Raw genomic sequence first — 9,686 nt, forward strand, 5'->3', positions numbered from 1 at the left:
ATAGAGAAACAATAATAAATCCCCCACCAATACCTAACAAACCCGATAATATTCCCGAACCAACTCCACCAACAGCTAATAGTAACCAGTTCATATAATTGAAGATAACTTAATCTCACTATCTTTTTAGTATTGACAAATATCGTGTAAAGCGCGGTGCAATTCGGTGAAACTAGTATATAGTTCATCTTCTTCGATGGTAGAAGCTCTATTTTGCCATTTATCAGACCAAGATCCTGCTGATTCAATAAGTTTTGCCTGTTGGGGAGATAGATCTACCTGTTGAAAGGCAACCTCTCCTGTGGGTTTGACTACCCAAATATAAATTTGTTTATATTCTCCGTGTAGCTTGCCCTGTGCCACAAAGTTTTCATCGGCAATAAAAGCATATTCAACTAAGGTAGCATCATGCTTGCGAGCAATTTCTTTGATTTTCTTAATATCTGGTGGGGCGGTTTGTTGCCTTAAAGCTTCGTTGGATGCCGCTTCAGGAGTCAGTCTAGTAGCCAATAGTTCAATAAAAGATCGCGCCCTTTCTGCTTCTGCCACTTCTAAAGCTGCTTCGGGATTATTTTGAGCGATTAAAACTCGGCGTAGGAGAGGATAGCTTTGTAGTTGGGTATCAAATAAAGAAATGCGATCGAGATCTTTTAAGCCTTCTCGCATTGATTCCCTTAAAGCGATCGCCTGACGAAAACTAGTTTCAGCCTCTTCTAAGTCATTTAATTTCCATTGAGCGTAACCCAGATTATGTAAACTTTCTGCTTCTAATAAGCGATCGCCTGAAGCTTGGGCTTTGAGTAAACCTAATTCTAAGTTTTCTTTAGCCGCAGTAAAGTCATCTAGACTGAGATACACCGAACCAATACCGCTAATTATCGTTCCTTCCAACGCCACAAAATTGTTTTCCTGGGCAATATTGAGACTTTGATCGTAATTATCTAAGGCGCGATCGTAATCCATGCTGGCGTGATAGCTACTGGCGAGATTATTTAGAGTCTGGGCGGTAAGTTTTTGTTTTTGTGGGCTATCTTCTAGGGTTTGAATTTCTTGTAAACTTTGTTGATAAAATTTTTGTGCTTGGGGATATTTACCTCGATTTGCTGCGATCGCACCTAAACTATTTTGTGAATAAATAATCCCTTCCTGGTTTTGAAAATCGCGGGCAATAGTTAATGCCTGTTGGTGAAAAACTTCTGCTTTTTCGTAGTTACCGATGGCAATCTGCACATTTCCCATACCCCGCAATACTTGTCCTACTGCGGCTTGGTTGTTTAATTCTTGCCAGAGGGATAAAGAGCGATCAAAAGCCGATATTGCCTGGGGATAGTTCCCTACTCGCAGATAATTATTGCCTAAATTTCCCTCAATACTGGCAATCAATTGCTTATTATTAGTTTGTTCGGCAGTAGCTAAGGCTTGCTCAAAATAGCTTACTGCCTGAGGATAGTCCTCTAAAGCTTCATAAGCCAAACCAATATTACCCAGAGAGAGAGTTGCACCTTGAGAATTATTCTGTTCCTGGTAAAGAGTTGCTGCCTTTTGCCAAGTTGCGATCGCAGCTTCTACATCGCCTTGTTGTAATTCTTGTTGCCCGCGATCGAATAATTCCTGGGCAGAATTAACTTGAGCTAAAAGTTTATTCTCATAGCTATTCGATTGATTGATAGTAAGCGATTGTTGAGAATTGACTCTAGTCGTCAGTAACAGTGAGAAAATCAAGCCGATTCCTACCCTATAAACTTGCAAAATTAAAGTATTTTTAAATTTGTCTGACAAGATCGTCTTTGATACGAGCATTTTACAAATCAATAATTCAGTGTAAGAGATTTATAGCAATATAGAAACATCATACTTTTGAAATATGGCATCACCTGTTACGACCGTTAAATTTTCTATATTTCCCTGAGTTATAATCATGCGATCGAAAGGATCTTTGTGATGTAGAGGTAGAGAACCAGCTTCGATCGCATGGATGGGTTTAATATCTATGATTTCGATATTATCCTGCGGACATTCTTTGGCTACCAATTTATCGAGAGACTGAGGAATCGTTAATTTACCATTATTAATCTTGATACTTAGTTCCCAAATAGTAGCCACTGACAAATACAAATGATTCTGACGACTAATCAAAGCATCTAACTGTTTTTGACTAAGTTTGCTAGTGTCGCTCAACCACCATAACCAGCAACAAGTATCCAACAATAATCTCATTTATTCGTCCCCGTAAAATAATCCCATCACTTCTTCATCTAGCCGATTGAAATCATCTCTAATTTCAATTTGATTGGTAAGTCTCCCAGGTATGCGATCGCTTTTATCGTCAACGGGAGTATAGGGAATGAGTTTGGCAATGGGAACACCACGATTAGCAATAGTAAATTCTTCTCCTAAAGCTACCCGCGATAATAGTTTTGATAGTTGAGTTTTTGCTTCGTGAATATTGATTGGTTTGCTCATCTTAACTAAACTAAGTCTACAAACCAAGTTTATCGTTTTAAAAATATATTTGCCTAAAATAATCTAAAAGTAGAGCAGACAATGTATTAAAGTATTTACTTCACATCGCCCACTCTACCGATTATCTATTGCATTTGTTTTCTATTTAGAATGGCGATCGAAATCAAACGAGAATCTAATCGGATTGCCCGCTTCATCATTCAATGGCTGAAACCAGAAACTAGTATCGCCATCAAATTCCAGAATCTCATCACCAGTTAACAGTTCGGGGAATTGTTCTTGCCTAATGGGTATGGGGTTGACCTCCGCATCCTGGGGTTGAGTAAAGACAAACGAGAGAGTTTGTCCCAAACATCTGGCTTTGACTTTGTTTGTTCCTGGGATAGGGGTGACTTTGATTTTGGTTCGACAGAAAGCCGCTAGCAGAGGATCTTCTTCTGACTCTACCAGATTATCTTCCTCATCTTCATCGCGAATACCATCGCCATCATCATCCTCATCTTCATCTTCATCATTATTGATACCGTCGCCGTCGATGTCATCATCCTCGTCGTTGTCGATACCATCCCCATCAATATCATCATCTTCACTGTCGGGAATACCATCACCGTCGGTGTCATTATCTACATCACCTAGAGGACTATCATCATCTTCAAGGAACTGTTGGAGAAATCAGGAATAGAACTTTAAAAGTTTTGGAGAGATGCCAAGTTGAAATGTTGATTATTGACGAAGCAGATCGCCTGAAACCCAAGACATTTGCAGATGTAAGAGATATTTTTGATAATTTGGGTATTTCTGTAGTTTTGGTGGGAACGGATCGTCTGGATGTAGTAGTTAGAAGAGACGAACAAGTTCACAATCGTTTTAGAGCTTGTCATGGTTTTGGCAAATTATCTGGAGTTGAATTTAAAAAGACTGTAGATATCTGGGAACGCGATATCTTAAGATTGCCTGTAGCTTCAAACTTGAGTAGTAAAGCTATGCTCAAAGTCTTAGCCCTAGCAACTAGAGGCTATGATGTTATCACCAGAAGGTGTAGGTATGAAGCATCAGCCAATTCGCCTCTGTGCAGCTTGTTATGTTGAGTCGCCTTGCCATCGGATTGAATGGCAGTTTAAGCAGACAGATAGATGTGAGCAACATCAGCTTCGGTTGTTGTCGGAATGTCCCAACTGTAAGGCTAGATTCCCCATTACGTCTTTATGGGTAGATGGCTGGTGCAGCAGGTGTTTTTTGCCTTTTGCTGAAATGGTTAAAAAGCAAAAGCCTTGTTAATTTTGCCTTTTTTTAGAAATAATATTTACATAGGATATGGAGCAATGGAAACAATTCATCTTAATTCACTTGGGGAATTAGATCGGCTTATTAGCGATCGCTTTAATTTACCACTTCGTCCTTACTCAACAGATTTAAAAGCAGCTTTGGAATTAGTTGTATGGCAGTTTAACAATTCTGATTTTCCTCACTTTGAAGTCTTTTACTCTAATGCTGCTCAACCAGAAGAGCCATTTTTATCTACCTTTGAACCAGATGCTTGGGATTCTGGTGTAACTGCTCCAATGGCGATTTGCAAATCGGCTCTGCGTTATTTAAAAGGAATAGTCATTATTGTAAACAAGGAGACCGATCGAAGTGAGTGATGTATCTTCCATTGTTTCAGGAACTTTTATTTTGGGTTCTTTGTTTGGGATGAGTATTAATTGGTTACTTTCCTCTAAGGAAGATGAATATCAAAAATTACTCAGAGAAACAAAGTATTTAGTCGATCGCCATGAGGGAATTGTAACTATATCCGATCTGGTTTTGAATGCAGGCATTTCTCCAGCTAAAAGTAAAAAATTTTTGGAGCGTTTAGCAATACAGCTTGATGCAGATGTTGAGATAACCGAAGCAGGAAAAATTTATTATCGGTTTCCGACAGTCAAAGCTATTGATAATAAGCAATTGGAAGGAAATTAATTGCTATCTAGTTATTAGTTTTCCTTGACTTATAGCAGAGGCGATCGCTTTTTATGTTTTGGTTCGATAGGCTTGTTCGGGATGATTTGGTTTGTCGGGGTATTTTAATTCTATAAGTCCTTCGTCTACCATCTTTTTAAGAAATCGAGTTCTAAGTGTAGAATTAGTGCGATCGAGTATTACTTCTAATTGTTGCAGAGTTAAAAATCTCTCTTGGCACACCTCTAAAATGGCTTGTCGCATTACATCTGCTGAAACTTTCCTTTTTTCTCTGACAGGTCTTGCGATCGCCTTTAGTTTTTCCAAATCATCAGAGTTCCCAGTCAAATGATCGAAGCTTTCTTCCAAATGATCGGAGTTCCCAGTCAAATGATCGGAGCTTTTTTCTAAATGATCGGAGTTCCCAGTCAAATGATCGGAGCTTGGTTGAGAAGTTGAAGTGTTTTGAAGTAATGAAAGTAAGTTTTTACTTTCTGAAGTTGGCAAACTGTAATATGTTCCACGACCACGACCAGATTTATCGAGCCAACCTTTGTCCGCCAAATTTTTGAGACAGTCACCAATATCTTTAGGATGTTTTTGACTATAGCACTGAATATCGCTATTGTTGATTTCTCCAAAACGATGAGCAAGAACTAAAATGATTCTGTCTAGTTCAGAAAGATAGTGATAATCTTCACCAACAAGCGATCGCAATTCCCGCTCAATTTCTTCAGGAATTAAACTGACCATTGGTAATGCAACCGTTGTCAAATCTAGATCGAGCTTTTCAGATACTAAAGGTCTAAACCATTGTTGTTCCCGCCAAGCTCGAAGAATTTTGGGAAATCCAGAGCCAGCCTTTTCGCTCAAGCCTAGCATTTGAAACATTTTTTGCAAATTGGGATTGCGAGGATCGCTTTCACCTCCATCATAAAGACGTTCGAGAGGAATTCTAAGACGACCAGGGTTAGAAAAAATAAATAAATCTTGAAACTTCAGAATTTTTAGGGGTCGAGTTGATAGGTGGTCGGCATGAATTATGGTGTTAACTAAAGCTTCTCTCAATGCTTGATGAACATGAGTTTCTTCCTTACGGACAGCATCTCGATCTAATTTAAAGGGAACATCTAGATCGTTAACTAATCTCCCGTAAACGCGATAGTAAAAATTAAATAGATTAGATTCCCATTTACCATCTAACGTAACTCTGTATGTCCAACGTTCTTCTGGATCGTTAGATAGTCTTTCCTGATAGTCTAAATGATAGTGAGAAAAAGCGTCTAAAATGCTTCTTTCATAACCAAACATGAGTAATCCAGCGACAGTTAGCCCTTCTTTGCCTGTGCTGCGATCGCGTTTCCATCCTCCTAACTGAAAAAGCAATTCTTTATCGTCTAATGCTAACCAAGGATGATCTGGTTCTCTAGAGCTAAATCTCTGACGATAGGCTTTGATTGTTTCTGGGTCGATATCGTTGAGATCGAAATTTTCTAAAATTTGAGAATCTTGAGGCTGGCTACTCGCATCACGAAGCATTTGACGGATTTCGTCCTCTGTACAAAGATAATCTCCTTCATAATTGCGTTTATAAGTCCCTGTCATGGGATTATTGTTGATATAAACAGGACGCTGAGTACGAGTTGCTTTGGGGACTTTAATAATGATGAGAGATTTATCTTCGACTTTCTCGATAGCTACATCTGACTCATTACAGATAGGAATGCTCAGTTTTCCAGTATTGTTATGGTTGTCCCAAAAATCTTTAAGCTGTTTTTTTGGATTATTAACACCGAGGATTTCAAATCTACCTTTTTTCTCGGAAACGCCAAGAACGACATAACCCCCTTCAGTATTGGCAAAAGCTGAAATACTTTTCCAGGCATCTTTTGGTACATTATCTTCAGCCCTTTTACATTCAAAATCTTGGCTTTCACCAATGTCCAGTTTTTCGAGGAGGGTTTCTAAATCCATTTGGGAAAAATAGCGATCGCACTTCAACAAAAATCTACAAGCACTACTATTTATACCTCACCTTTTATAATCTGATGTTAATTCCTGGATTTGCGGATAATCGCCAGCCAAAAGAGCTAAATATAGTGTTCTTATTTCATCACCTTGAAATAAGGCGAAAATTTTGGTTTCTTATTTCATGGATAGCCTATTTTATGAAATAAGACTTGTCATAAATGCGATCGCTTTTCTCTAAATCTCTACAAAGTGCGATCGCTTATCAGTTCATAGCTCACCTTTAAATGCTTTATCGAGAATGGAAGGTAGCAGTGCATCTAATTCTTGTAGAGACTGTTCTCGTAAGCGTTTCATTTCATCTACTTTGCTTTGAAGGCGATCAAGATAATCAACGATCCTCTCTTGTTCTTTCAGACAAGGATAGGTAATAGGTGTAGCTCGTAGAATTGTTTGTGATATGTTAACTTGTGCATCTGCTAGTCCTGTTTTTCTGTTGAAAAAATATTTTTGGGAAAAAGGAGATGCTAACGATATTTCTAAAAAAAGAGGATTGATTTCTTGCTCATTAGGTTTAAGTCTAATTATCTTATCCGAAATCATAAGGCGAGGGTTTGATTCTCTCACCGCAGCTACTACTCCTACCCTTTTCCTTGGACCTGCTCTTGTCACTAAAATATCACCCTCTTCAACACATAATGCTGGTCTTGGTTTTAGAGATGGAGGCAAAGCTTTATTTTCTGAAGGAAAAAATCTATTCCACTGAACTGAAGTTGTCTTGAGTACGCCCCATTCCCCTTTTGAAGCTGGGTACTTTTCACATTGTGGACTCCAGCCAGCACCCATATTTAAGATTACGTCCTCTATTTTTGCTTGTTTCCAACCTTCGCAATCTGAATCAATAAGTGAACTAAGAGCCGAATTATATAGAATACTAGTTTCTTTAATTGTTTGTTCGCGGAGCGATCGCGCTTCTTCTAGCTTCCCCCCTAATTCCTCAACCTTCGCCACTATCCGCCGTTGTTCTTCTAATGAGGGTAATAGAATTTCAACTTCTAGAAATTTTTCTGGACGAATTCTATTTTTACCACTTGTACCTCTTGATTTTTCATCGCATTGTTGCCAACAGGACTTGGTTTTAGTAAACCAATAGAACCAGCGTGGATCTAACTCATCTAAATTTGGTTTAAAACTAGGAAATTCATTAGATACATAACATCCAGACAGATTAGAAGGAATAACTGTAACACTTCCGTTTCTTGCCCATATTTTATTGACTACAATATCGTTCGTGTCTATTTTGAATAGTTTTTTATACTTTGTTTGACTACCATCAATTGATTCTCTTTGATAAGCACCCTCACCCCAAAGCCTGACTCCGATTTGCTTGTAAATTTTTCCAGGAATTGGTGCTTCCGATCTTTCTACTGGTTCAACGATATCTTTTAACGCAACTTGGTAATTATTCATTACTCATTGATGATGGAATTTATCTCGGTCATTAGTTCAGCAATTTGTTGGTCTTTTTCTAAAATGCTGGCTAATAATTCTTCTGGTGGTAAATGTTCAAATTCTTGTCCTGAATTGGGATTTTTTCGATCTAGGTTATAGATTGCCCAGTAGATAGCATCCCCTTTGGTTTGTTCTTCCTTTGCAGTTTCTCTTTGTTGTTTTTCTTCGGTTTGTAGTTGTTTGATGTCTTGCTTGATGCTTTTGATTTTAGATTTAATTTCTTTTTGTTCTTTTTTGGGAGTGAAATCGAGGATCTTACTTTCTAGGTGTTTAATTTTTTCTTCAAACTCTTTAACTTGTTTTATGCAGTTATCGGCGGTTGCTGTTGTTTCCTTGGCTGTGTTCCAATGAGGAGTAGCTTCTGCAATCGCTTTTTCTTTAACTTCCTTGAAGTTGTATTTCCAAGCTCGATCATTTGATTCTCTCTTGTTCCACCATTCAATACAGTCGGAAAAAGCTTCATCTTGGATGGGTTTGGTTTTGGTGTAGTTTTTTCTACCTTCTGGTAAAGGTATTTCGTAGTACCAAATTTCTTCCGTAGGTTGAGAGGAATCGAAAAATAATAGATTGGTGGGGATTTTGGTATAGGGTTCAAATACGCCGTTGGGTAGGCGCACAATGGTATGTAGATTGAATTTTTGCAGTAAATCTTCCTTGATTTTGGCGCAGACACCATCCCCGAATAGTACCCCGTTAGGAAATACTACTCCTGCTTTGCCGACATGGTTATCTTTTTGCAGCTTCCGCATAATTAACTGCAAGAATAACAATGCCGTTTCTTTAGTTTGTTTGTCACTAGGAAAGTTATTTTTAATTCTGTCTTCTTCTTCTCCCCCAAAAGGTGGGTTAGTCAGAATAATATCTACCCTGTCTTTGATTCCCATTTCGGAAAGTTTTTTGCGTAAACTATTACCGCTATCGATATCGGGATATTCAAAACCGTGTAGCAACAGGTTCATGTGCGCCAGCATTAGGGGTAATGATTTGGCTTCCCCGCCGATAATGCTTTGCTGTAAAATTTGCCAATCGGTAGCAGTAGATTGTTTTTTGAGATATTTGTAAGCTTCAACTAAAAAACCACCCGTACCACAAGCAGGATCGAGGATGGTTTCTCCTAGTTTGGGGGCGATTACTTCTACCATAAAGCGAATTACAGGGCGAGGAGTATAAAATTCTCCCGAATCTCCCGCAGCATCGCGCATTTCTTTTAACATCGATTCGTAAAGAAGACTGAGTATATTGACTTCTTCCGATCTGTTGAAGTGAATTTCGTTTATCTTGCTAAGAACATCAAATAACAATGTCCCGCTAATCATGCGGTTATTAACATCTTTAAATACTTTGGCAATGACATCGGCGCGATCGCGTCCCGTTTTGCTTTTCAGACTCCGTAGATAAGCCAGTAACCCCAAACCCTTTGTTTCGTCTGGTAGATCTGCTTCGTCATTATTGATAAAGTTCTTCAGGCGATCGCCACTAAAGTTTTCATTAGCAGCCCAATTACGCCAACGATAGGGGGCTTTAAAAGCGGATTTGTAATTCTTCCCTGCTAATTCCGCTTCATCTTCCCGTAGTTTTTCCGCATCGTCCAACAGCTTGAGAAACATAATCCAAGTCAACTGAGGAAGGCGATCTAACTCTCCATTTAACCCCTTATCCTTCCGCATGATAGATCGATCCCGAAACAAATAAAAGTTATCCAGAGGTAGTATCGTATGACAGCATACTTCCGCCTAACATATTTAATGCAAACATTACTCAATTTACTCAAGGCAAAATAGAGGGGATTACAGACTATAACA

Annotated in this window: 9 protein-coding genes and 1 pseudogene; 3 read left to right on the forward strand and 7 right to left on the reverse strand. The window is 38.7% G+C overall.

Features of this window, described 5'->3' with window-relative positions; all coding sequences use genetic code 11:
- Positions 1-126: 126 nt before the first annotated feature.
- From AC33VI_RS12740 to AC33VI_RS12755, 4 genes are all read right to left on the reverse strand, one after another.
- Complete coding sequence (locus AC33VI_RS12740; RefSeq protein WP_491782642.1) at positions 127-1,779, reverse strand: tetratricopeptide repeat protein; 1,653 nt, start codon at positions 1,777-1,779, stop codon at positions 127-129.
- A 51-nt stretch (positions 1,780-1,830) separates the two neighbouring features.
- The gene (locus tag AC33VI_RS12745; protein ID WP_491782643.1) at positions 1,831-2,217 is read right to left on the reverse strand and encodes a type II toxin-antitoxin system VapC family toxin; all 387 of its coding nucleotides are present in this window, start codon (positions 2,215-2,217) and stop codon (positions 1,831-1,833) included.
- Complete coding sequence (locus tag AC33VI_RS12750; RefSeq protein WP_491782644.1) at positions 2,218-2,463, reverse strand: type II toxin-antitoxin system Phd/YefM family antitoxin; 246 nt, start codon at positions 2,461-2,463, stop codon at positions 2,218-2,220.
- A gap of 141 nt (positions 2,464-2,604) precedes the next feature.
- A complete protein-coding gene (locus tag AC33VI_RS12755; protein ID WP_491782645.1) occupies positions 2,605-2,814 on the reverse strand; it encodes a hypothetical protein in 210 nt (69 codons plus the stop codon).
- Between the two features lie 272 nt (positions 2,815-3,086).
- Between AC33VI_RS12755 and AC33VI_RS12760 the strand changes: the two are divergent.
- The 3 genes and pseudogenes from AC33VI_RS12760 to AC33VI_RS12770 all read left to right on the forward strand — a co-directional run.
- Positions 3,087-3,515, forward strand: a pseudogene (locus AC33VI_RS12760) (TniB family NTP-binding protein); the annotation flags it as partial.
- Positions 3,516-3,785: 270 nt separating this feature from the next.
- The gene (locus tag AC33VI_RS12765) at positions 3,786-4,106 is read left to right on the forward strand and encodes a hypothetical protein (RefSeq protein ID WP_491782646.1); all 321 of its coding nucleotides are present in this window, start codon (positions 3,786-3,788) and stop codon (positions 4,104-4,106) included.
- Positions 4,099-4,425, forward strand: a complete 327-nt coding sequence (locus AC33VI_RS12770) for a hypothetical protein (RefSeq protein ID WP_491782647.1) — start codon at positions 4,099-4,101, stop codon at positions 4,423-4,425. The genes AC33VI_RS12765 and AC33VI_RS12770 overlap by 8 nt, the downstream gene beginning before the upstream one ends.
- 51 nt (positions 4,426-4,476) lie before the next feature.
- Here AC33VI_RS12770 and AC33VI_RS12775 read toward each other — a convergent pair whose 3' ends face one another.
- From AC33VI_RS12775 to AC33VI_RS12785, 3 genes are all read right to left on the reverse strand, one after another.
- Positions 4,477-6,378 (reverse strand): RNA/DNA-binding domain-containing protein, encoded by a 1,902-nt coding sequence (locus AC33VI_RS12775; protein ID WP_491782648.1) that lies wholly within the window; start codon positions 6,376-6,378, stop codon positions 4,477-4,479.
- Between the two features lie 264 nt (positions 6,379-6,642).
- Entirely contained in the window at positions 6,643-7,842 is a 1,200-nt protein-coding gene (locus AC33VI_RS12780; RefSeq protein WP_491782649.1) for a restriction endonuclease subunit S, read from the reverse strand.
- Entirely contained in the window at positions 7,842-9,551 is a 1,710-nt protein-coding gene (locus AC33VI_RS12785) for an N-6 DNA methylase (protein ID WP_491782650.1), read from the reverse strand. The genes AC33VI_RS12780 and AC33VI_RS12785 overlap by 1 nt, the downstream gene beginning before the upstream one ends.
- Positions 9,552-9,686 lie beyond the last annotated feature (135 nt).

It is taken from the genome of Waterburya sp. (genome assembly GCF_058530065.1).

What these genes read in the sequence shown, in the direction of transcription:
- AC33VI_RS12745 (WP_491782643.1), bottom strand. Translation starts at nt 2,217, where the DNA reads ATGAGATTATTGTTGGATACTTGTTGCTGGTTATGGTGGTTGAGCGAC.
- AC33VI_RS12750 (WP_491782644.1), bottom strand. Translation starts at nt 2,463, where the DNA reads ATGAGCAAACCAATCAATATTCACGAAGCAAAAACTCAACTATCAAAA.
- AC33VI_RS12765 (WP_491782646.1), top strand. Translation starts at nt 3,786, where the DNA reads ATGGAAACAATTCATCTTAATTCACTTGGGGAATTAGATCGGCTTATT.
- AC33VI_RS12775 (WP_491782648.1), bottom strand. Translation starts at nt 6,378, where the DNA reads ATGGATTTAGAAACCCTCCTCGAAAAACTGGACATTGGTGAAAGCCAA.
- AC33VI_RS12780 (WP_491782649.1), bottom strand. Translation starts at nt 7,842, where the DNA reads ATGAATAATTACCAAGTTGCGTTAAAAGATATCGTTGAACCAGTAGAA.
- AC33VI_RS12785 (WP_491782650.1), bottom strand. Translation starts at nt 9,551, where the DNA reads ATGCGGAAGGATAAGGGGTTAAATGGAGAGTTAGATCGCCTTCCTCAG.